The organism is Delftia sp. BGA-UO-ETr-SB1 (assembly GCF_059567865.1).
Genome location: NZ_JCAQOW010000006.1, coordinates 2,242,445 through 2,264,171, shown reverse-complemented (window position 1 = coordinate 2,264,171; position 21,727 = coordinate 2,242,445). Strand labels below are relative to the sequence as shown.

20 protein-coding genes and 1 tRNA gene are annotated in these 21,727 nt (G+C 64.6%); 18 read left to right on the top strand and 3 right to left on the bottom strand.

All coding sequences use genetic code 11. The features are described from left to right. Window positions 1-76 precede the first annotated feature (76 nt). The 6 genes from AC57B5_RS28845 to AC57B5_RS28820 are packed head-to-tail and all read left to right on the top strand — an operon-like array spanning window position 77 to window position 6,545. Window positions 77-2,158: a TonB-dependent receptor plug domain-containing protein gene (locus AC57B5_RS28845; protein WP_496400789.1), complete on the top strand. Its 2,082-nt coding sequence runs from the start codon at window positions 77-79 to the stop codon at window positions 2,156-2,158. A gap of 23 nt (window positions 2,159-2,181) precedes the next feature. After that, complete coding sequence (locus AC57B5_RS28840) at window positions 2,182-3,057, top strand: ABC transporter substrate-binding protein (RefSeq protein ID WP_496400788.1); 876 nt, start codon at window positions 2,182-2,184, stop codon at window positions 3,055-3,057. A gap of 33 nt (window positions 3,058-3,090) precedes the next feature. Continuing rightward, window positions 3,091-3,639: a DUF2478 domain-containing protein gene (locus AC57B5_RS28835; protein ID WP_496400787.1), complete on the top strand. Its 549-nt coding sequence runs from the start codon at window positions 3,091-3,093 to the stop codon at window positions 3,637-3,639. 5 nt (window positions 3,640-3,644) lie between these two features. After that, window positions 3,645-4,706, top strand: a complete 1,062-nt coding sequence (locus AC57B5_RS28830; protein WP_496400786.1) for an iron ABC transporter substrate-binding protein — start codon at window positions 3,645-3,647, stop codon at window positions 4,704-4,706. After that, complete coding sequence (locus AC57B5_RS28825; RefSeq protein WP_496400785.1) at window positions 4,706-5,719, top strand: FecCD family ABC transporter permease; 1,014 nt, start codon at window positions 4,706-4,708, stop codon at window positions 5,717-5,719. The genes AC57B5_RS28830 and AC57B5_RS28825 overlap by 1 nt, the downstream gene beginning before the upstream one ends. Next, complete coding sequence (locus tag AC57B5_RS28820) at window positions 5,712-6,545, top strand: ABC transporter ATP-binding protein (RefSeq protein WP_070080290.1); 834 nt, start codon at window positions 5,712-5,714, stop codon at window positions 6,543-6,545. The genes AC57B5_RS28825 and AC57B5_RS28820 overlap by 8 nt, the downstream gene beginning before the upstream one ends. Here the strand turns inward: AC57B5_RS28820 and AC57B5_RS28815 are convergent. Then, window positions 6,481-7,515 (bottom strand): hypothetical protein, encoded by a 1,035-nt coding sequence (locus tag AC57B5_RS28815; protein WP_496400784.1) that lies wholly within the window; start codon window positions 7,513-7,515, stop codon window positions 6,481-6,483. The genes AC57B5_RS28820 and AC57B5_RS28815 overlap by 65 nt on opposite strands. 264 nt (window positions 7,516-7,779) lie before the next feature. Between AC57B5_RS28815 and AC57B5_RS28810 the strand changes: the two genes are divergently transcribed. The 8 genes from AC57B5_RS28810 (at window position 7,780) to AC57B5_RS28775 (ending at window position 15,069) form a co-directional block, all read left to right on the top strand. Next, the gene (locus AC57B5_RS28810; protein WP_013801649.1) at window positions 7,780-9,612 is read left to right on the top strand and encodes a nitrite/sulfite reductase; all 1,833 of its coding nucleotides are present in this window, start codon (window positions 7,780-7,782) and stop codon (window positions 9,610-9,612) included. Window positions 9,613-9,640: 28 nt separating this feature from the next. Beyond that, window positions 9,641-10,024 carry a DUF934 domain-containing protein gene (locus AC57B5_RS28805; protein WP_012206452.1) on the top strand — a complete coding sequence of 128 codons (384 nt, stop codon included), beginning with the start codon at window positions 9,641-9,643 and terminating at the stop codon, window positions 10,022-10,024. 1 nt (window position 10,025) lies between these two features. Further along, a complete protein-coding gene (locus AC57B5_RS28800) occupies window positions 10,026-10,784 on the top strand; it encodes a phosphoadenylyl-sulfate reductase (RefSeq protein WP_013801647.1) in 759 nt (252 codons plus the stop codon). A gap of 41 nt (window positions 10,785-10,825) precedes the next feature. Next, window positions 10,826-11,758, top strand: a complete 933-nt coding sequence (gene cysD / locus AC57B5_RS28795; protein ID WP_013801646.1) for a sulfate adenylyltransferase subunit CysD — start codon at window positions 10,826-10,828, stop codon at window positions 11,756-11,758. Beyond that, the gene (locus AC57B5_RS28790; protein ID WP_012206455.1) at window positions 11,758-13,149 is read left to right on the top strand and encodes a sulfate adenylyltransferase subunit 1; all 1,392 of its coding nucleotides are present in this window, start codon (window positions 11,758-11,760) and stop codon (window positions 13,147-13,149) included. Before cysD ends, AC57B5_RS28790 begins: the two co-directional genes overlap by 1 nt. 164 nt (window positions 13,150-13,313) lie before the next feature. After that, complete coding sequence (gene fdxA / locus AC57B5_RS28785) at window positions 13,314-13,643, top strand: ferredoxin FdxA (RefSeq protein WP_013801644.1); 330 nt, start codon at window positions 13,314-13,316, stop codon at window positions 13,641-13,643. A gap of 13 nt (window positions 13,644-13,656) precedes the next feature. Further along, window positions 13,657-14,709 (top strand): NAD(P)/FAD-dependent oxidoreductase, encoded by a 1,053-nt coding sequence (locus AC57B5_RS28780; RefSeq protein WP_496400783.1) that lies wholly within the window; start codon window positions 13,657-13,659, stop codon window positions 14,707-14,709. Between the two features lie 87 nt (window positions 14,710-14,796). Further along, entirely contained in the window at window positions 14,797-15,069 is a 273-nt protein-coding gene (locus tag AC57B5_RS28775) for a hypothetical protein (protein WP_224986237.1), read from the top strand. Between the two features lie 45 nt (window positions 15,070-15,114). Here the strand turns inward: AC57B5_RS28775 and asd are convergent, their stop codons facing one another. After that, complete coding sequence (gene asd / locus AC57B5_RS28770; RefSeq protein ID WP_065345055.1) at window positions 15,115-15,969, bottom strand: archaetidylserine decarboxylase; 855 nt, start codon at window positions 15,967-15,969, stop codon at window positions 15,115-15,117. Window positions 15,970-16,419: 450 nt separating this feature from the next. Here asd and infA point away from each other — a divergent pair, with 450 nt between their 5' ends. The 4 genes from infA to AC57B5_RS28750 all read left to right on the top strand — a co-directional run bounded on the left by infA (window position 16,420) and on the right by AC57B5_RS28750 (window position 20,026). Beyond that, entirely contained in the window at window positions 16,420-16,668 is a 249-nt protein-coding gene (gene infA / locus AC57B5_RS28765) for a translation initiation factor IF-1 (protein ID WP_012206460.1), read from the top strand. 60 nt (window positions 16,669-16,728) lie between these two features. Then, window positions 16,729-16,805: transfer RNA gene (locus tag AC57B5_RS28760), tRNA-Pro, on the top strand. A 617-nt stretch (window positions 16,806-17,422) separates the two neighbouring features. Beyond that, window positions 17,423-18,641 (top strand): IS3 family transposase gene (locus tag AC57B5_RS28755; RefSeq protein WP_496400782.1). Its coding sequence is split into 2 segments (ribosomal slippage): window positions 17,423-17,757 and window positions 17,756-18,641, totalling 1,221 coding nucleotides; the frame shifts between segments, so codons are not numbered across the junction. Between the two features lie 704 nt (window positions 18,642-19,345). Continuing rightward, the gene (locus tag AC57B5_RS28750; protein WP_496400781.1) at window positions 19,346-20,026 is read left to right on the top strand and encodes a hypothetical protein; all 681 of its coding nucleotides are present in this window, start codon (window positions 19,346-19,348) and stop codon (window positions 20,024-20,026) included. 620 nt (window positions 20,027-20,646) lie between these two features. Here the strand turns inward: AC57B5_RS28750 and AC57B5_RS28745 are convergent. Further along, entirely contained in the window at window positions 20,647-21,609 is a 963-nt protein-coding gene (locus AC57B5_RS28745) for an IS481 family transposase (RefSeq protein ID WP_496400780.1), read from the bottom strand. Window positions 21,610-21,727: the final 118 nt, after the last annotated feature.

Here is a 21,727-nt window from a genome sequence, read left to right as displayed (position 1 = left end):
GCTAGAATCCGGAACCTGTTTTCAAAAGGAAACAACCAGCCGCTCCCCGCGTTCAACCACACAAGAACCTGAAACAGTGACCCGCCAGCCCCGCTCCTGCGCCCCCGCATCCTCACCCGCCCTCTGCTCAACCTCGTTCCGCCTTCGCTCCGCACTGACACAAGCCCTGCTGCTCGCAGGCCTGGCCGCCAGCACGCAGGCGCAAGCCCAGGTCGAGGCCCAATCGGGCGCGCCTGCAGCACCGGCTTCGCAGACCTTCCAGTTGGGCACGGTCGATGTGCACGGTGCGCGTGATGAAGCACAGGCCATATCCGGCGATGAACAGCGACTGGACGCCGCCGAGATGCGCCAGCGCAATGCCGACACCGTGGCCGACGCCGTGCGCCTGCTGCCGGGCGCCACGCTGTCGCGCAACAATCGCAACGAGGAAATGATTTACCTGCGCGGCTTCGATCCGCGCCAGGTGCCGGTGTTCGTGGACGGCGTGCCGCTGTACGTGCCCTATGACGGCTATGTGGACTTCGGCCGCTTCACCACCTTCGACCTGTCCGAGATCCGCGTGGCCAAGGCTGGCGCATCGCTGATGTATGGCCCCAATACGCTGGGCGGCGCCATCAACCTGGTCACGCGCAAGCCGGTCAAATCGTTCGAGGGCGATGCACGCATCGGCGCAGGCGCAGGCGGCGAACGCAAGGCCGCCGTGAACCTGGGCGGCAACCTGGGCACCTGGTACTACCAGCTTGGCGCCTCCTACCTGGACGCGGACAGTTTTCCGCTGCCCAAGGGCTTCAAGGACTTCAAGAAGCAGCCCACCGACACGGGCAACTACCGCGACAACGCCTACCGCACGGACAAGCGGCTGTCGTTCAAGCTGGGCCTCACGCCCAATGCCACGGACGAATACGCGCTGGGCTATGTGCGCCAGGAAGGCGAGAAGGGCAACCCCGTGTATACCGGCAGCGCCACGGGCAAGAACGTCATCCGCTACTGGCGCTGGCCCTATTGGGACAAGGACAGCGTGTACTTTCTGAGCACCACGCGCATCAATGCCGACAACCTGCTCAAGACACGCATCTACCACGACACCTACCAAAACGGCCTGGACATGTACACGGACGCGAGCTACACGCGCCATGACCCCACCAGCAGCTACAAGGACGTGAGCCAAGGCGCCAGCGTCGAGTGGGCCAACTACAGTTTCAAGGGCCATGCGCTGCGCCTGGGCGCGCACTACAAGATCGACGAGCACACCGATGCCGCCTCGGCCAAGGACCCCAGCAAGCACTACCGCGACGTAACGCGCTCGCTGGTGGTCGAGGACACGATCTCCCTGGCCGAACGCTGGAGCCTGAACCTGGCGCTCAGCCACGACCAGCGCGATGCGCGCGAGGTCTACCAGTGGCCCACGGGCTCCGCCAGCGCCACCAATGGCGTGGCCAAGCTCGGCTATGCGCTGGGCGGTGGCAGCGAGGCGTATTTCATCGCCTCGCACAAGACGCGCTTTCCCACCATCAAGGACCGCTACTCGGCACGCATGGGCACGGCCCTGGCCAACCCCGACCTGCAGCCCGAGACGGCCAACCACCTGGAGCTGGGCGTCAGCGGCTCGCCCTGGCAGGGCGGCCAGGGCCAGGCCGCGCTGTTCTACAGCCGCGTGCGCAACCAGATCCAGACCGTGGTCGTGGCCTCGGCCGAATGCGGCGGCACCACCTGCAACCAGGCGCAGAACGTGGGGCGCACGCGCAACATCGGCATGGAGCTGTCCCTGACCCAGCAGCTGTCGGCACAGTGGAGCATGAACGCCGGCTACACCTACCTGAACCGCCGCAACACCAGCGACTCCAGCATCACGCTGACCAACACGCCGCGCCACCGCCTGCTGGCCGGTGTCCAGTGGCGTCCGCTGGCGCAGTGGGAATTCAATGCCGAGGTCGAGACCGAGAAGGGCCGCTACGTGCCGCTGTCGGGCAGCGGCCAGTTGCAGACGCTCAAACTGCCCGGCTACGGCATTGCCAACCTGCGCGCACGCTACAAGCCGCGCAGCGACATCACCGTGGACTTTGGCGTGGCCAATATCGGCGACAAGTGGTACCAGTTCGATGACGGCCTGCCCATGCCGGGCCGCAGCTGGTATGTCAACCTGGGCTATCGCTTCTGAAGCACGGACTGCCCCCTGAATCCATGGAACCGCTCTGCCCCGATCGCCGCCGCCTGATGGGCGCCCTGCCCGCGCTGGCCGCCCTGAGCGGCTGCGCCAGCCTGCCGGCAGAAGCTGTCAGCGTCGACGTGGCCGTGGTTGGTGGCCTGTCGCTGTGCGGCGTCTGGCCGCGCCTGGCCGACATGGCGGACCGCAGCCTGGGCCTGTCCGTGCGCACCGCCGTTGCCGCGCCCAAGGAGGGCGTGATCCCCGCCATGGCCCAGGGCCGCGCCCAGTTGCTGCTCATCCACGCCAGCGATGAAGCCATGTCGCTGGAGGCTGCCGGCCTGGCATCGGCCGCGCGGGTCTGGGGCTGGAACGAGCATGTGTTCGCCGGCCCAGCGCATGATCCGGCCGGGGTGCGCGGCGCGGCCGATGGCGTCGAGGCCATGCGCCGCATCGTTGCCAGCGGCTCGCCCTTCATCGCGCTGCGCGACCCCGGCAGCTATACCGTGGTCCAGCGGCTGTGGCGCCGCGCCGGCATACGGCCGGACGTCCGCTGGCTGCGCGCCGACACCGGGCCGCGCCCCCAGGCCGTGCTGCAGTTGGCGGCCGAGCTCCAGGCCTATGCCGTGGTCGGCCATATCCCGCTGCATTTCGGCAAGATGGGCGCGCCCGGCATCGAGCTGCTGCTGCACGGCGACCCGCTGATGCGCCGGCCCTATGTGCTGCTCACGCCCGGGCCGCGCCATCCGGCCGACGCTGGCCAGCGCCGCAGCGCGCAACGGCTGGCCGAGCATCTGCTGTCCGCACCGGGCCAGCAGGAACTGGCGCTGGCCAATGTGGCAGCCGGAGGTCCCTGGATCTTCGGGCGCGACAGCATGCCCCTGGTCAACGACACCGGCGGCGGCCAGGAGTAAAAACCTGCCTGGATTCCACAAGCACCGCATGCCATGAACTCACCTGCCACCCTGCCCCTGGCCGCCCTGGTCCATCCAGACGACGAGCATGCAATGGAGCTGCTGCTCGAACGCGTGGCACGCCGCCTGCAAGGCGCGGGCTGGCGCGTGGGCGGCCTGGTGCATCGCCAGGACCGCTATGCCAACGGCAACAAGCGCATGCAGCTGTTCGACCTGCGCAGTGACCGCCAATTCGAGCTGTCCCAGGACCTGGGCTGTGCCTCGCGCGCCTGCAGTCTCAACCCCCAGGCCCTGGCCCAGGCCAGCGCCGTGCTGCGCCAGGCGCTGGACGATGGCGTGGATCTGGTGGTGATCAACCGCTTCGGCATCGTCGAGGCCTCGGGCCAAGGCTTTGCCGCAGAATTCGCGGCCTTTGTCGGGGCCGGCACGCCCGTGCTCACGGCCGTCGCGGCCCGCCATCTTGAAGACTGGCGCAGGTATACCGGCAGCCTGCATGCCGAGCTGGCAGCCGATGAGGTGCAGATCGAGCAATGGTGCCAGGCACAGCTTGAGCGCCGTGGCTGCGCCAGCCCCATCCCCTGATTTTCATGACCGATCTTCTGTTCACCCGCCGCCGCTGGCTGGGCCAGGCCATGGCGGCACTGGCCTCATCGGCTCTTGTTCCCGGCCATGCCCAGGCAACCACGATTGCCGCCCGCATGGGACAGATGCCGGACCCCGCCAAGCTGCGCCGCGTATTCGCGGCCGGACCGCCCGCAGGCGTGCTGGTGGCCACGCTGGCACCGCACAAGCTGCTGGGCTGGCCCCAGCAGCTGGACGATGTCTCGCGCGCCTATCTGGGGCCCACGCTGCAGGCGCTGCCGCACCTGGGCCGCCTGTCCGGGCGCGGCAGCACCATGCCGCTGGAATCGCTGCTGAAGCTGCAGCCCGACCTGGTGCTGGACGCCGGCACGGCCGATGCCACCTATATCTCGGCCACCGAGCGGCTGGCGCGCCAGACCGGCCTGCCCTGCGTGCTGATCCAGGGCTCGCTGGCCGACCACGCACGCCAGTTGCGCGAGGTTGGCGCCCTGCTGGGCGAGGCTGCGCGTGGCGAGACGCTGGCCCGCCATGCCGATGCCGTGGCGGCGCTGGCGCAGCGTGCCACCCAGGGCCTGGCACCGGCCGAGCGCCCGCGCGTGTATTTCGCACGCAGCGCCAATGGCCTGGAGACGGGGCTGGCGGGCTCCATCAATGTGGAAGCCGTCGAATATGCGGGCGGGCGCAATGTGGCGGCCGATGCAGGGCGTGGCGGGCTCACGCGAGTGTCCATGGAGCAGATCCTGGCCTGGGACCCGCAGGTCATCGTCACGCAGGAACCCGGCCTTGCCGAGCGCATGCGCCAGGACCCGCTGTGGCGCGGCGTGGCCGCCGTGCGCTCGGGCCGCGTGCACTGCGCGCCGGTCTGGCCCTTCGGCTGGCTGGATGGTCCGCCCGGCGTCAACCGGCTGATCGGCGTGCGCTGGCTGCTGGAAAAGCTCCACCCGCAGGCGCCGGCACTGCAGGGACTGCCGCCGTTGGAACGCGAGGTGCGCGACTTCTACCGCCTGTTCTACGGCTCCGACCTGTCGCCCGCAGCGCTGGGCAGGCTGATGGAGACCGCGCGTTGATGCCTGCCACAGGCCGCCGCATGGGGTGGCTGCTCGCGCTGGCCTTGCTGGCCGCCGTGCTGCTGTGGGCGCTGGCGGCGGGTCAGTTCTCCATCGCGCCGCAGCAGCTGTGGCAGTCGCTGCTGGCGCGCGCAATGGGCACAGCCTCGCCCTTGTCCGCCAGCGCCGAGACCGTGCTCTGGAACATCCGCCTGCCGCGCATCGCCGCAGGCCTGGCCGTGGGCGCCACGCTGGCGGCGGCAGGCGCGGCCTACCAGGGCATGTTCCGCAACCCGCTGGTCTCGCCCGACATCCTGGGCGTCTCGGCCGGTGCCGGCCTGGGCGCGGTGCTGGGCATCTTCCTGGGCTGGTCCATGGCGGCCGTGCAGGCCCTGGCCTTTGGTGGCGGGCTGGCCGCCGTGGCGGTGGTGGTGACCATCAGCGCCAGCGTGCGCCGGCATGACCCGGTGCTGGTTCTGGTGCTGGCCGGCATTGCGCTGGGCGCGCTGCTGGGCGCGGGCATCGCACTGGTCAAGACGCTGGCCGACCCCAATACGCAGCTGCCATCCATCACCTTCTGGCTCATGGGCGGCCTGAGCGCCGTGACCCTGCCCGAGCTGGGTGCCACGGCACCCGTGATGCTGTGCGCCCTGCTGCCCCTGATGCTGCTGCGCTGGCGCATCAACCTGCTGGGCCTGCCCGACGAGGAGGCACTGGCCCTGGGCGTGCCCGTGGCACGCCTGCGCCTGCTGCTGGTGGCCTGTGCCACGCTGGGCACGGCGGCCGCCGTATCGCTGGCCGGCATCGTCGGCTGGGTGGGGCTGGTGGTGCCGCATGTGGCGCGCCTGCTGGTCGGCCCCAATTTTGTGCGCCTGCTGCCGGCCTCGGCGCTGCTGGGCGCGGGCTTCGTGGTTGCGGCCGACACGCTGGCGCGCAGTGCGGCGCGCATCGAGCTGCCGCTGGGCATTCTCACGGCCCTGGTCGGCGCGCCTTTCTTCCTCTACCTGCTGTCGCGCACGGGCCGCAATGACTGAAATGCCGACGGCGCCCGTGCTGCAGACGCTGGCCCTGGCCACGGGCCATGGGCGCCGGCGCGTCAGCCAGGGGCTGGACCTGGCCATTGCCGCAGGCGAGGTGCTGTGCCTGCTGGGCCCCAACGGCTGCGGCAAGACCACGCTGTTCCGCACCGTGCTGGGCCTGCTGGCGCCGCTGGCCGGAGAGGTGCGCGTGCAGGGCCAGCCCGTGCTCAGCTGGCCGCGTGCCGAGTTTGCGCGGCGCGTGGGCTATGTGCCCCAGGCTCAGGCCGGCGTCTTCGGCTTCGAAGCGCTGGACATGGTGCTCATGGGCCGTGCCGCGCGCCTGCCTGCGCTGGCCCGGCCTTCAAGTGCCGACCGTGCCCTGGCGCTGGGCTGCCTGGAGCAGTTGGGCATCGCCCATCTGGCGCTGCGCCCCTATACCGAGCTGAGCGGCGGCGAGCGCCAGCTGGTGCTGATCGCACGCGCCCTGGCCCAGGAGCCCGCGCTGCTGGTCATGGACGAGCCCACGGCCAGCCTGGACTTCGGCAACCAGATCCGCGTGCTGGACCAGATTGCCGCGCTGCGTGCACGCGGCATGGCCGTGCTGCTGTCCACCCACCAGCCCGAGCATGCGCTGCAGGTGGCCGACCGCATCGCCCTGCTGGGCCGCGGCGGCCTGCAGGCCTGCGGTGCGGCGGCGCAGGTGGCGACACCGGCCGCGCTGGCTGCGCTCTATGGGGTGAGCGAGGCGGCCGTGGCGGCGCGGCTGCCGGCAATCCCTAAGGTCTGGGCGGGCGCCACTTCCAACACGGCGGCGGCGTCAAGGGCCGGCCTGCATCCTTGAGCAAGCGCTGCAGCAATTGCTGCTCGCTGTGGATGGAAGGATCGGCCAGCAGCCGGGCAAACTGGGCTCCTCCGTCCTGCATGCCGAGCGGGGCGGACGCTTGCATCAGCCACTCCAACTGGCGGCGCCGGGCCTGGGCCGCGGCGCGCTCGGTCGGGGTTTTGGCCAGCCGGCGTTGAATCGCCAGCCCAAAGCCCTCATCCAGCACGGTCGATGAGCGCTCTGTCAGCAGGTGGGCTACATGCAGGCAGTCGGCCTCGCGCGCCGGGGTTTTGCCCATCGCTTCGGGTTTGCAGGTATCCAGCAGCGTCTTGTAGCCCGTCAAGGGAAAGGCTGTCCAGATACCTATTGCAGTGATCACCGCGCCTTCCTCGAGCCGGTAGTTCGGACTGCCACCCAGCGCCTGCAGCTCCTGTGCCGTGGGCGGATGGCGCAGCAAAGCGGACTGCATCCAGCGCACGCCGTCATACATGTGCAGGTCCGCGTAGCGGCTTTCGCGCGCTGCAACCAGCAGTTCCTGCGGTCCCAGCGCCTGCTGCATCAGCGCAGAGAAATTGCTGGGCTCCAGCGCCAGCCAGCGGCGGGCAGCCTCGGAGCGCACTTCGCCTTCGTCCTCAGGGGCCTTGGAGGCCAGCAGTTGATAGGCCAGCGCATCCTGCCCTGCCCGCTCCAGCGCGTCCTGGCGCCAGCCCTCGGCCTGGCTGACAGCGCTTTTGTCGCGGGGCGACAGATTGATCAGGATGGCCGCAAAGGCCAGATCGCGCCCGCTGCCGGAACCGGCCAACTGCGCCGCCACGCGATGCAGATACGCATCCCAGGCTGATTCCTGTGCGGATTCGTCGGGTTCAGGCGTGTCAGCTGTGTGCGCTGCTGACAACGGAGACGGCGGCTGTGCCGGCTTCTGGGCCTGCGCCTGAGCAGCAGTTGCCAATGCCAAGGCCAGCCCGATGGCGGCACAACGGTTTCGCATTCTGAAATCCTCCCTCTGGCCGGAAAGCATATCGGCCGCTCATGCGTTTGGCATGCCCAGCCCCACAAAGCCTGCTGCCATTCACTTATATCCATATCCACATACTTGCAGGACAAAACAATCGTTTGCTTCTATAAGGCCATTGCTTACATTTCCGTCCATGCAGGGTTCTGCGCGCGTTTCCCGCAAGTGCCTCGGTGCCACGCAATGAACCCCTGCACCGCCGCCACTGGCGGCAGTCGAAGACCCCACATCCGAAGCGCCATGTACCAATACACCGAATTCGACAAACAGTTCATCCGCCTGCGCGCCGAGCAGTTCCGTGACCAGCTCGAACGCTGGCAGGCCGGCAAGCTCTCGGAGGATGAGTTCAAGCCCCTGCGCCTGCAAAACGGCTGGTATGTGCAGCGCTACGCGCCCATGCTGCGCGTGGCCGTGCCCTACGGCGAACTGTCCAGCGCCCAGTTGCGCGTGCTGGCCCGCGTGGCCCGCGAGTACGACCAGCCCGACGCCGCCCTGCTGGCCGAGGCCCGCGCCACCCAGGACCGGCTGGGCGACATCCCGCTGCACGACGGCCGCCGCATCGGCTCCGACCTGAAGTTCGGCTACGGCCACTTCACCACGCGCACCAACGTCCAATACAACTGGATTCCGCTGTCCAAGGCCGCCGACGTGATGGACCTGCTGGCCAGCGTCAACCTGCACGGCATCCAGACCAGCGGCAACTGCATCCGCAACATCAACAGCGACGCGCTGGCGGGCATTGCCATCGACGAGATCGCCGACCCTCGCCCCTTCACCGAAATCCTGCGCCAGTGGAGCACGCTGCACCCCGAGTTCAGCTTCCTGCCGCGCAAGTTCAAGGTCTCCATCAGCGGCGCCGAGGAAGACCGCGCCGCGCTGGGCTGGTACGACGTGGGCCTGCAGTTGCTCAAGAACGAGGCTGGCGAGCTGGGCTTCAAGGTGCGCGTGGGCGGCGGCATGGGCCGCACGCCCACCATCAGCCCGGTGCTGCGCGAGTTCCTGCCCTGGAACCAGCTGATGAACTACCTGGAAGCCGTGATCCGCGTCTACAACCGCTACGGCCGCCGCGACAACGCCTGGAAGGCGCGCATCAAGATCCTCGTGAAGTCCGAGGGCCAGAACTTCATCGACCAGGTCGATGAGGAATTCCGCCAGATCGTCGAGGTCGAGGGTGGTCCCCACACCATCACGCAAGCCGAGTACGACCGCGTGGCCGCCAATTTCCGCGAGCCCGAGCTGGACCTGTCGCCCGCCAATGCCGAGGCCGAGACCCTGGCCCTGCTGCGTACGGCCGCCGAGGAAGACAAGGACTTCGGCCGCTGGCTGATCAGCAACGTGCGCCCGCACCGCCACCCGCAACTGCGCGCCGTGCTGCTGTCGTTCAAGCGCCTGGGCTACGCGCCCGGCGACGCCACGGCAGACCAGATGGATGCCGCCGCCGCGCTGGCCGACCAGTTCTCGGCCGGCGAGATGCGCGTCACCCACGAGCAGAACCTGCTGCTGCCCTGGGTGCGCCGCGACCAGCTGCCCCAGCTGTACAAGGCGGCCAAGGCCCTGGGCCTGGCCAAGCCCAACATCGGCCTGCTGACCGACATGATCGCCTGCCCCGGCGGCGACTTCTGCTCGCTGGCCAATGCACGCTCCCTGCCCATTGCCGAGGCCATCACCGAGCGCTACCAGGACCTGGACGAGCTGTGGGACCTGGGCGAGATCGACCTGCACATCAGCGGCTGCATCAACAGCTGCGGCCACCACCACAGCGGCCACATCGGCATCCTGGGCGTGGACAAGGACGGCAAGGAGTGGTACCAGATCACGCTGGGCGGCGCCGACGGCTCCCACCTGTCCGGCCCGGCCACGCCCGGCAAGATCATCGGCCCCTCGTTCAGCGCCGCCGAAGTGCCCGGCGTGATCGAGGCCCTGCTGGCCACCTACCGCGAGCAGCGCCAAAGCGAAGGCGGCCGTTTCGAGACCTTCATCGCCACCGTGCGCCGCGTGGGCATCGACCCGTTCAAGGCCGCCGGCAATGCCGCCCGCCACCCCGCCAAGCACACCGAGGAAGCGGCCGCCTGACCCCCGGTGAGAGCCGCAGGAGATCCCCATGAAAATCATCGCCGCCCAAGAGCACCAAAGCCCGGCCGAAGGCCAGCAGACCATCATTGCGCCGGCCAATGACGCCGATCCCTTCACGCTGGATCTGACCGGCGTGCAGCGCATCGACCTCAACTTTCCCAAGTTCACCGATGGCCGCGCCTTCAGCCAGGCCCGCCTGCTGCGCAAGCGCCTGGGCTTCCAGGGCGAAATCCGCGCCACCGGCGACGTGCTGATCGACCAGCTGGTGCAGATGCAGCGCTGCGGCTTCGACGTGGCCGTGCTGCGCGAAGGCGTGGACATCGCCGACGCCCAGCGCCAGCTCGACCGCTTCCACGGCTTCTACCAGGGCGATGCCGTGCATCCCGAGCCCCACTTCGTCAAGGCGGCCTGACATGGGTGCGCAAAGCTTTCTGTCGCGACAGGCATCGGCCAAGGCCACCGAGGTCAACGGCCGTGCCAGCAGCGGCTTTGCCGACAAGCTGGCCGCCACCGAGGCCCTGCTGCGCGAGGCTGCGGCGCTGGGCGCCGAGGCCGTGACGCAGGCCTCCAGCCTGGGCGCCGAGGATGTGGTGATCACCGACATCATCCACCGCCTGGGCCTGGACATCCCAGTGTTTGTGCTGGACACCGGCGCGCTGCACACCGAGACCCTGGCCCTGCTGGAGCGCACCCAGTCGCTGCCCGGCCTGAGCGTCAAGGTCTACCGGCCGCAGCTCGAATCGGTGATCCACTTCATCCGCGACAACGGCCAGGACGCCATGTACCGCAGCATCGAGCTGCGCAAGGCCTGCTGCGGCGTGCGCAAGATGGAGCCGCTGGCGCGCGCGCTGGCCGGCAAGAGCGCCTGGATCACGGGCCTGCGCCGCGAGCAGTCCAATGCCCGCGCCGATGTGCCCGCCGTGGACCGCAGCGAGGTCGAGACCAAGGGCCTGACCAAGTTCAACCCGCTGACCGACTGGACCCAGGGCGATGTCTGGCACTACATCGCCAGCCATGGTGTGGACTACAACCCGCTGCACGACCAGTTCTATCCCAGCATCGGCTGCGCACCCTGCACGCGCGCCGTCAGCCTTGGCGAGGACTTCCGCGCCGGCCGCTGGTGGTGGGAGGATGAAGCGGCCAAGGAATGCGGCCTGCATGCCAAGAAGTGAAGCCTGCAGGGTTTGACACCGATCTGATTGGAAACCAAGAAATGAATGCCCGTGTGGACACCTCCGTGCTGAGCCATCTCAGCAACCGCCACCTCGACGCCCTCGAAGAGGAAACCATCTTCGTGCTGCGCGAAGTGGCCGCCGCCTTCGAGCGCCCCACCCTGCTGTTTTCGGGCGGCAAGGACTCGCTGGTCATGCTGCGCTGCGCCGAAAAGGCCTTCGGCAAGGGCCGCATCCCCTACCCGCTGCTGATGATCGACACCGGCCACAACTTCCCGGAAGTGACCGATTTCCGCGACTTGCGCGCCAAGGAGCTCGGCGCCGAACTCATCGTGCGCAGCGTCGAGGACTCCATGGCACGCGGCACCGTGCGCCTGGCCCATCCGGGCGAAAGCCGCAACGTCCACCAGTCGGTAACGCTGCTGGAGGCCATCGATGAATTCCGCTTCGACGCCCTGATCGGCGGCGCGCGGCGCGACGAGGAAAAGGCCCGCGCCAAGGAACGCATCTTCAGCCACCGCGACAGCTTCGGCCAATGGCAGCCCAAGGCCCAGCGCCCCGAGCTGTGGACGCTGTTCAACACGCGTCTGGCCCCCGGCGAGCACTTCCGCGTGTTCCCCATCAGCAACTGGACTGAACTCGATGTCTGGCAATACATCGAGCGCGAGCAGATCGCCCTGCCCAGCATCTACTACACGCACAAGCGCGAAGTGGTGGAGCGCCGCGGCCTGCTGGTGCCCGTGACCGAACTCACACCCCCGCGCGACGGCGAGGAAGTCGTGGTGCGGGACGTGCGCTTTCGCACCGTGGGCGACATCACCTGCACCTGCCCCGTGGAAAGCGAAGCCGCCACGGCAGCCGACATCGTGCTCGAAACCCTGGCCGCCGAAGTCAGCGAACGCGGCGCCACGCGCATGGACGACAAGACCAGCGACGCCTCCATGGAAAAGCGCAAGAAGGACGGATATTTCTGATGACCACCGCAAGCATTGCCGCCGACGCAGCCGTCGCGGATTCCACGGCCACCCAGGCCAGCCAGGCCACACAGCAGACCGCCGCCAACGCCTCGGCCTTGCGCTTCATCACCTGCGGCTCCGTCGATGACGGCAAGAGCACGCTGATCGGCCGCCTGCTGGTGGACACGCGCGCCGTGCTGCAGGACCAGCTGGCCGGCGTCACCAAGAGCGGCGAGACCGACCTGGCGCTGCTGACCGACGGCCTGTCGGCCGAGCGCGAGCAGGGCATCACCATCGACGTGGCCTACCGCTATTTCGCCACCGAAAGCCGCAAGTTCATCATCGGCGACGCGCCGGGCCATGAGCAGTACACGCGCAACATGGTCACCGCCGCCAGCAGCGCCGACGCCGCCGTGGTGCTGGTCGATGCCACCAAGCTCGACTGGAAGAACCCGCAGCTCACCCTGCTGCCGCAGACGCGCCGCCACAGCCTGCTGGCCCACCTGCTGCGCGTGCACTCGCTGGTGTTTGCCGTCAACAAGCTCGACGCCGTCGAAGACCCGCAACAGGCCTTCGTCCACATCCGCGGCGCGCTGGAGCGCTTCACGGCCGAGGCCGGCATTGCCTCCGCAGCCACCGTGCCCGTCTCGGCCCTCAAGGGCTTCAACGTGGTCAACGCCGAGCCCGGCTGGGCCGGCTACGACGGCCCCAGCCTGCTGCAACTGCTGGAGCAGTTGCCCAACACGCCGACCGACACCGGCCTGGCGCTGGCCTTTCCCGTGCAATGGGTGGAGAAATTCTCGTCCTCGGCCGATACCAGCCAGGGCCGCCGCGTGTTCTGGGGCCGCGTGGCCGCAGGCCGCGCACGCGTGGGCGACGCCGTGCAGATCCTGCCCAGCGGCCAGCAGGCCGTGATTGCCCAGGTGCTGGACCATGCCCGCGTTCCCGGCTCCATCGACGCAGGCCTGTCGGCAGGCATCACGCTGGACCGCGAGGTCGATGTCTCGCGCGGCGACTGGCTCGTCGCAGCCCCTGCGGCTGCAGCGGCCGCTGCCGATGACGACTTCGACGCCCCGCAAGCGCAGCCCGCATGGCCAAGCAAGCGCGAGCTGACCGCTACCGTGGCCTGGATGGACGAGCAGCCGCTGGTCCCCGGCCGCACCTACCTGGCGCTGCACGGCCACCGCTGGATCAAGGCCAAGGCCCGCCGCGTGGTGCACCGCCTGAACATCCACACGCTGGCCCAGGAAGAGGCCACCCAGTTGGAGCCCAACGCCATCGGCCGCGTGGAGCTGCTGCTGCAGGAAAGCATTCCCGCAGCGCCCTTCGCCCAGGCCCGCCAGTTGGGTGCGCTGATCCTTGTGGACACGGCCAGCCACGCCACCGCAGGCGCTGCACTGCTGGATTGAGCAACTGGACAGTCCCGCTTCGCGAGCCGGCACATGCCGGCTCGTGGGCTTTCGGAAAACCGCAGCAGTCCGCGCCAGAATCCTTGCCATGTGCGGGACTGGCTCCTGAAAAATTTTAGAATCCCGGGTTGATACCGACATTCACACTGCCATAAAAGACTCCCATGACTCACGTCGTCACCGAAAACTGCATCAAGTGCAAATACACAGATTGTGTGGATGTCTGCCCCGTGGACTGCTTCCGCGAAGGCCCCAACTTCCTCGTGATCGATCCTGACGAGTGCATCGATTGCGCCGTGTGCATTCCCGAATGCCCGGCCAATGCCATCTTTGCCGAGGAAGACGTCCCCGCCGACCAACTGGCCTTCATCAAGCTCAATGCCGAGCTGTCGCTGGAAAAGGGCTGGAAGAGCATCACCAAGCGCAAGGCCTCGCTGCCCGACGCCGACGACTGGAACGGCAAGCCCGGCAAGATCGATCAACTCGAGCGCTGAAGCCGCGCAGCCCATGCAAGACACCTCCGGCACGCAACCGATCCAGACCGATGCCCTCGTCATAGGCGCGGGCCCGGCGGGCCTGTTCCAGGTGTTCCAGCTGGGCCTGCAAGGCATTCGCTGCCATGTCGTCGATGCCCTGCCCCATGTGGGCGGGCAGTGCGCGCAGCTGTACGGCGACAAGCCCATCTACGACATTCCGGGCATTCCGGTATGCACGGGCCATGAACTGGTCCAGCTGCTGCAGCGGCAGGTCGCGCCCATGGATGCGCAACTGCACCTTTCCCAGCAGGTCTCCCAGCTGCAGCGCATGGACGATGGCCGCTGGCTGGCGCAGACGTCGCAAGGCCTTGAACTGCACGCGCGCAGCGTCTTCATTGCGGCTGGCGTGGGCGCCTTTGTGCCCAAGGCGCTGAAGGTGCCCGGCGTGGAGCTGCTGGCTGCAGGCCAGCTTCACTACCATCCTGCCGATCTGGAAATGGTGCGCGGCCAGACCGCCATCGTCCATGGTGGCGACGAAGAGGCCGTGGCCGCGGCCATTGCCTGCGCCGACAGGGCCCAGGCCACCTACCTGCTCTACCGCCGCGACGCCTTCCAGGCTTCGGCCGCACTGCTGGAGCGCTTGCAGGAGCTGCGCGACAGCGGCGCCATCCGCGTGGTGATCGGCCAGATCACGCAACTGCATGCCGATACAGGCCAACTGCGCGCCGTGCAGTGGATGGATGGCGAAGGCCAGGAGCACGAACTGGCGGCGCAGCAACTGGTCGTCTGCCTGGGCATCTCGCCTCGCCTGGGCCCAGTCGCCGAATGGGGCCTGGCCATGGAACGCAAGCAGCTGCTGGTGAACCCTGCAACCCAGGCCACCGATGCGCCAGGCATCTATGCGATTGGCGACATCGTCAGCTACCCGGGCAAGCACAAGCTGATCCTGTGCGGCTTCCATGAAGCCACCATGGCGGCCTTTGCCGCCGCCGAGTATCTGCAGGGCGAAAAACCGCTGCTGCAGTACACGACGACCAGCGCACGGCTGCACGCCATCCTTGGCGTTTCCCACCCGCAGGCATGATTGCTCGCGGCCGCACCCCGGCGGCCCTACAGTTTGGCGCGGCAGTGTCGATAGAGTTGGCAGCGTCCACTCATGCACATCAAGCCTATGGTTGCCACACTCGAAGCCCCTCCCAGCACCGCGATCGCGCCACCGGCCGATCCGCGCAGCTTCACCTTCCAGATGCCGCTGTTTCGCCCCGGCACGCATGTCACGCAAAACGGCAAGGCCGAGAAGGTCAGCCACGTGATACTGCGTCGCCGCGAACTGATGGTCTACCTGGTCGGCCATGAAGACCCCGTCAGGCCTGAACGGCTGAGCATCACGCCTTCGATGTTCACCACACAGCGGCGCCCTGAAGCCCTGAGCTGGATCCTTTGAAAGAAACCGGGCCTGGGCCCGGTTTCATCGATCATCCATCCAGGCTCAGGCCTCGTTGCGCCCTGCCATCTTCTGGCCCAGGCGCACGGGCGCAGCATGCGTCCACTGCTCGTTGAAGCGAAGCCCTGCCGATGCGGGAAACAGCATGACGACGGTGGAGCCCAGCTGGAAGCGCCCCATTTCCTCGCCCTGGCCCAGGACGATGGACTGGTCGTCATAGCGCCAGTCCTGGATGCGTCCGGGACGGGGCGGATTGACGATGCCGTGCCACACCGTTCCCATGCTGCCCACGATGGTGGCGCCCACCAGCACCAGCACCATGGGACCGTGGTCGGTATCGAAAACGCAGACCACGCGCTCGTTGCGCGCAAACAGGCCCGGCACGCCGCGCGCCGTGACCGGGTTGACCGAGAACAGTTCGCCCGGCACATAGATCATGCGCCGCAGCCGGCCGGCACAGGGCATGTGGATGCGGTGGTAGTCGCGCGGGCTCAGGTAGATGGTGGCGAAATGCCCGTTGTCGAACTGCCGTGCCAACTGCGCATCGCCGCCGACCAGCGCCGTGGCGCTGTAGCTGTGCCCCTTGGCCTGGAAGATCTGCTCGCCCTCGATGGCGCCGATCTGGCTGATGGCGCCATCCACCGGACAGACCCAGTCAGCCGAAGCCAGCGGCCGCACACCGGGCTTGAGCGCCCGCGTGAAGAACTCGTTGAAGCTGGCATAGGCCGCAGGATCGGAATCGGCCGCCTCCGACATGTCCACGCCATAGCGTGCAATGAAGCGCCGGATGACTGCCGTGGTCAGGTCGCCAGCACGCGCCTGGGCCAGGCGCCCCATGACGGCAGTCAGCGCCTGCTTGGGCAAAAGATACTGGGAGAGAACGGCAAGTCGATCAGACATCGAGGTTTTGCTATGAAAGTAATAGAAGTTGTGGGCGGATTCTAGCCAACCCACACCCCTCGCCCTCAACTCCTCCCGCCGCTTTCAGCACTTGTCATACCCGCCTTGAAGCCACGCGCACGATTTCCGTAGGCCGCGGATGAAACGCAGATGACAAAGGCAGCACCGTTCCAGCAAAAATCCAACCTGTGTTTTGCGTGCGACGGCCGCATTGGGCCGCGCACGCGCGGGAATGCAACGCTGTAGAATTGGGAGGTTTAGCTGTTGCCGGGCTTTGCCTTTGCGACACCATTGTGACCTGGCCTTCCGTTCGGTCTGCGCCTCTTGCGCAGAACATCCACTGCTTTTTCAGCCTCGGCCCACGTACCCCATGTTCTGTGGGCCAGGCAAGGCCTTCGTGGTTCCGACAAGTGAGTGCCGCAACCGACCCAGACCTGAGAGATTGAACACATGGCCAAAGAAGAACTGATTGAAATGCAGGGTTCCGTCACGGAAGTCCTGCCTGACTCTCGCTTTCGTGTGACGCTGGAAAACGGACACCAGCTGATCGCCTACACCGGCGGCAAGATGCGCAAGCACCACATCCGCATCCTGGCTGGCGACAAGGTGTCGCTGGAGATGTCGCCCTACGACCTGACCAAGGGCCGCATCACCTTCCGCCACCTGGCCAACCGCGGCCCGGGACCTGGCTCGCGTTGAGCAAAAAATTCGCCCATTGCGAAAATACCCATTTTTTTGACGCTACAATAGCGTTTTAGTCGGAGCGTAGCGCAGCCTGGTAGCGCATCTGCTTTGGGAGCAGAGGGTCGCGAGTTCGAATCCCGCCGCTCCGACCAATGAATCAAGGGGTTAGCTCGAAAGAGCTAACCCCTTTCTTCTAACCAGAAGACCCAAAAAGACAAAGCCCCATCGGCACCTTCACGGGTGTCGAGGGGGCTTTTTTGTATTTTAGGGCATGGCGCCGTGGCCGCTGATCAGCCCTCGAACTTCAACACCTCCAGTTGATCCGGCAACAGCTCCTCCTCCGGCTTCTCCGCCCCGCGGCGTAGCGGGGGCTCAGCGGCGGCAGCTTGATCGGCATATCAGCTTGGTCCGGCGTGCCGGGCATCCCAGTCGCCCGCCTCCATCCTCACCACTCCCGGCTTTTCCTTTCCAGGCTGGCGCATCAGCGACCGCACCGGGTGGACGTCTGCAGGCTGCGTGATCATCGTGTAGTTCGGGACCAGTCGCCGGTCTCGAGGCCCGTCCACTCGCGTCCGCGTGCCGGAAAGACCACCGCACATTGCGTGAGCCCGGACCCCAATACGGCACCACCCAACCATAGACCGGGATCAGGCAGCACTGGCCCGCGCGCCGGGCTAGCACGAACGGCCACGATGTCCCTGAGATAGCCCCCTGATTCCCAGGCCCCGTCCTATCGCTTATCTTTGAAGATAGGAACAGGACTGTGCATATGACTAGGCATACGGAGTCAGTAGAGGTGGTCGTGAAGGACCAGCGCCGCAGGCGCTGGTCTCTCGCAGAGAAGGCGGCGCTGGTGCGCCGAACCTACGAACCGGGCATGAGCGTGTCATTGGTTGCTCGGCAGGAAGGCGTTTCGGCTGGACTGCTGCTCCAGTGGCGCAAGCTCGAACGCCAGGGTGCTTTGACAGCGGTTTCCGCTGGCGAGGCGGTCGTGCCGGCATCCGAGCTGGCGGCTGCCCGCGCGGAAATCGCCAAGCTGCAGCACGTGCTCGGCAAGAAAACCTTGGAGAACGAAATCCTCAAGGAAGCCGTGGAGTACGCCGCAGAAAAAAGTCGATTGCGCGCTCGCCCTTGTTGCCCGGGGACGTCCAGTGAAAACGGTCTGCCGGACGATGGGGCTGGTGCGCTCGCATGTGCGCGACCTGCTTGGGCGCGGTGAAGACTGGACCGATGGCCGCAGCCATCGCACACCCAGCGACGATGCCGAGCTGCTCGCCGGACTGCGCCAGGAAATTTCCGACTTGCCCAGCTATGGCTACCGATGTACCTGCGCCTTGGTGAACCGCCAGCGTGCGGCACGGGGCGCCCCGAGGGTCAATGCCAAACGCGTCTACCGCGTCATGGCACAAGCCGCTCTGCTGCTGCCCAAGGCGCCTCGCCGGCGCCAGTCCGCACGAACGCATGAGGGCCGTGTTGCGGTCTCGCGCAGCGACCTTCGATGGTGCTCCGATGGTCTGGAAATCAAATGCGATTCAGGTCAGACCGTGACGACCGCCTTCACCAAAGATTGCTGCGACCGTGAGGTGATGGCTTGGCGAGCGTGGGAGGGCAAGGGGCTGCCAGGCGGGCCGGTGCGCGAGATGCTCATCGAGGCCGTCGAACGCCGCTTCGGCTCGGTCGAAGCGGTCCCGCAGAGCCAGGAGTTGGACTTCCTCAGTGACAACGGCGGCGCCTACATCGCAGCCGAAACGAGAGCACTGGCACGCGCGCTGGGCCTGAAGCCTATCAACACGCCCGTCTGCAGCCCGCAAAGCAACGGCATAGCCGAGAGCTTCGTCAACACCTTCAAGCGCGACTACGTGGCCCGCATGGACCTGCGTGACGCGCAGACGGTACTGGGGCAACTGCCAGCGGCCTTCGAGCACTTCAACGAGATGCATCCGCATTCTCCGCTGAAAATGCGGTCGCCTCGGGAGTTAAGGCGGTAACAGGCTGCAGGGGCTGATCAGGCGCTTTATTGCGAATAGGGTAGGGCGGAATACGGGGGCAACATCAACTGCATGCGGCCACGCTGACGTGGCGCGCGGAATGGCCAAAATTCTCAAGAGACGATGCGCGCATTTGACTGAAGCAACGCAACTAAGAATAGCCACTTCCGCACTGGCAGCGAAAGCGTCTGATATGGTCATCAGGACTCAGTCTTTCATAGAGCTTTCAATTTAGCCAGCCAGCAGTTCCAAACGCAATTTACGACTTGGGGAAATCCTATTTTTTCTTAGGGACTGATGGCTTAAGCGCAGGATTGTTTCCAGGTGTCTCCTTGTTGTCACGACGACGTTGGTCTGGCTTTCCCGTCGACTTGGCGATAGGTTTTGGACCTGGCTTAAGGTTCATGAGATCTCTCCTTGAATTGGACGCAATACATAGTAACCGCCACTGACTTCGAATGCAACAACTTTGCATCCATAGGTAGATGTTAGTGCGCAACGGTACAACCCAACTAGATTCATTGCCTAGCTCTAGAGTCCAACGTAAGATAGCAAATCGACGGTCGTAAGTTGAGCAACCGGCCGGCATGATGGGCCAGCAAAAATTCTGCCTACCAGCATCCCGCGTTCATCAATGCTGTCATAAGGCTATAACAAAATGTGGATTCAGTAATAAATCAGAGCAATCATATAGGAGATATGAATTGAAAATAATCACCAGATGCAATCAGTGCGACCCACAAGATGAGGCTGCATTGATAGAAATAGGCAATGAAAATCTTCACCAAGTTTTATGTGATAAAGGGCATAAATTTCATCTTGTTTTAGCCCAGCAAAAACATGAAATATTATTTGAAGTTGCCACGCACGCAATTGTCGACGGATATTATCGAGAAGCCATTTCATCATTCGCTGCAAGCTTAGAGAGATACTATGAATTTTTCATCAAAGTAATTGCTATAGATTGGCCTGCTGGTCAATTTGCTTCAGCATGGAAACACGTCACATCGCAGTCGGAGCGTCAGTTGGGCGGATATATATTTGTATATAACAATGTCTTTCGCACATCTCCAGAAATCTTGTCACCAAAACTGACCCAGCTAAGAAATTCAGTTGTTCACAAGGGCATTATACCAAGCCGCAGTGAAGCAGTTACTTTCGGGAAAGAAGTCGCAAAACTAATTAACGATGGTTGCAACTTATTGCGCAGGAAAAATTTAAATAAAGTTGAAGAAGTTATAAGACAAACTATTTGTCCAGAAGATAAAAGCTATGAAATCAAGGTATTGAGCACATATCTCAACTGCCTAATAGATTGCAGGCCAATAGAATTTGAAGAATATATAAAATCAGTTCAGACACACAATACTCCAAGGTTTGAGTGAGGTATTCTTTTCCATGCAGAGTGAACGAGTCGGGCAAGCCACCATACTTCAGCGCGGTGTTAGCTGCGCCGTGAAGATCAGTAACGCGGCCCGCAGCCGCACCTCGTAGGCATCGCGGCGGTCGATTTCCGCCAAGACGGCTGTCAGCAGATCAAAGGGACCGGCATCGTCGGCCAGCGCCCCAGTTGATGTGCTACCGCAGCCGAATGAAGTACTCTCAACTGTCGCGTGATAGCTCGATACAGACAATTCCCCAACAATTTAATTTAGAGGAATAAAAAATTGACCATCTATGAAGAAACAATCGCTGCACTAAAGGATCCTCGCACCCTTGCGTCGCACATCACAAATCTTGGGAAACTTATGAACAAAACGGAAGATCCACAGCTAAAAACTCTGTTAGAAAGAGTCATTAGTTCACTCCAAACTGCGCATGCAAATCCCAAGACATTCGGCAGATCAACTCCCAGATCTCTGTACAAAGAAGCCAGCGATAGAGTTAAGAGCGTCATTCAATATTGTGAGCGACTTATAGTTGCACAGAAACCGGAATGGCAGCTGCTAGCTGAGCGCCATGGCTGGGGACCAAAAACATAGCACAGCGCTAAGCAAGCCCGCATTTAGATGTTCAGTCCCACAGTGAGATGGTGCGGATGAAGTCTAAAGCAGCTCGGATATTTTTCACATGCCTCGCAAATCGCCCGCAATGGTGTCTTCCACCTGAGCGCCTTCAAGTGTTTGCCGAAGTTGTAGCTTTGAACGAAGGCCTGGACATGCTCCCGTAGCTGCTCCAGTCCCTCGTACTCGTACGCCTTTATCGTGGATTCCTTGATGGTCCGGTTCATGCGCTCGACCATGCCGTTCGTCCAGGGGTGATATGGCTTGGTGTGCCTTTTATCGACACCGTTGAACTTGCAGATGCGTTCAAAGATGTGACCGATGCATGTGTCGGTGACGCCGCCTCTGAAGCGTTCTTGTCCCGTAAAGGCCATGCCGTTGTCCGTCAGAACGGTATGTATGCGGTACGGGAAGACCACAAGCACCTGCCGAAGGAACTGTGCTGCATTGGCTTTCGTGGCCCTGTCAAAGAACGCGACATGCGTGAATTTTGTGACTCGGGCTATGGCGACAAACATGTGCTGTCTGCCACTGGAGATCTTCATTTCGGCGCTGTCGATGTGCACGAAGCCGAGCGTCGTTTCTTCAAACTTTCCGTGCCTTCGTGGCAGGTGCGTTGCGGGTTGTCGGCTGATTCCGTGACGCTGCAGGCATCGATGCAAGGCGCTGCGGCTGAGCTTGGGTGCTGTCTCCAGGAGTTGCCCCATGAGATCGTCCAGCGACAAATGCCCTTGCTTGCGTAACGCAATTGCCAGATGTTCTTGCTCTTGAGAAAGATGCCGGCTTGCTCTGTCCCGAGGACCCATAGGCTCGTCGAGCACCGAGGTGCGGGCACGCCACTTGGCCACGGTCTTGGGATTGATGCCGTAGAGCTTGGCCAAGGACCGATGGGAGCCGGTCGCTAGCTGGAGCTCTGCGCGGATACGCGGCGTTGTGCGGGCGCTGCCATGCAGGCGGATTGCCATAGTGCTTTCTCCTGTTCCAGGCTGAAGAATGCACCATGACTTCCTGGGACCGTACATCTTAAGGTGCTGGGCCTGTCAATAACGCAGTGAAATACGAAAAGATCACATAGGACTGAGG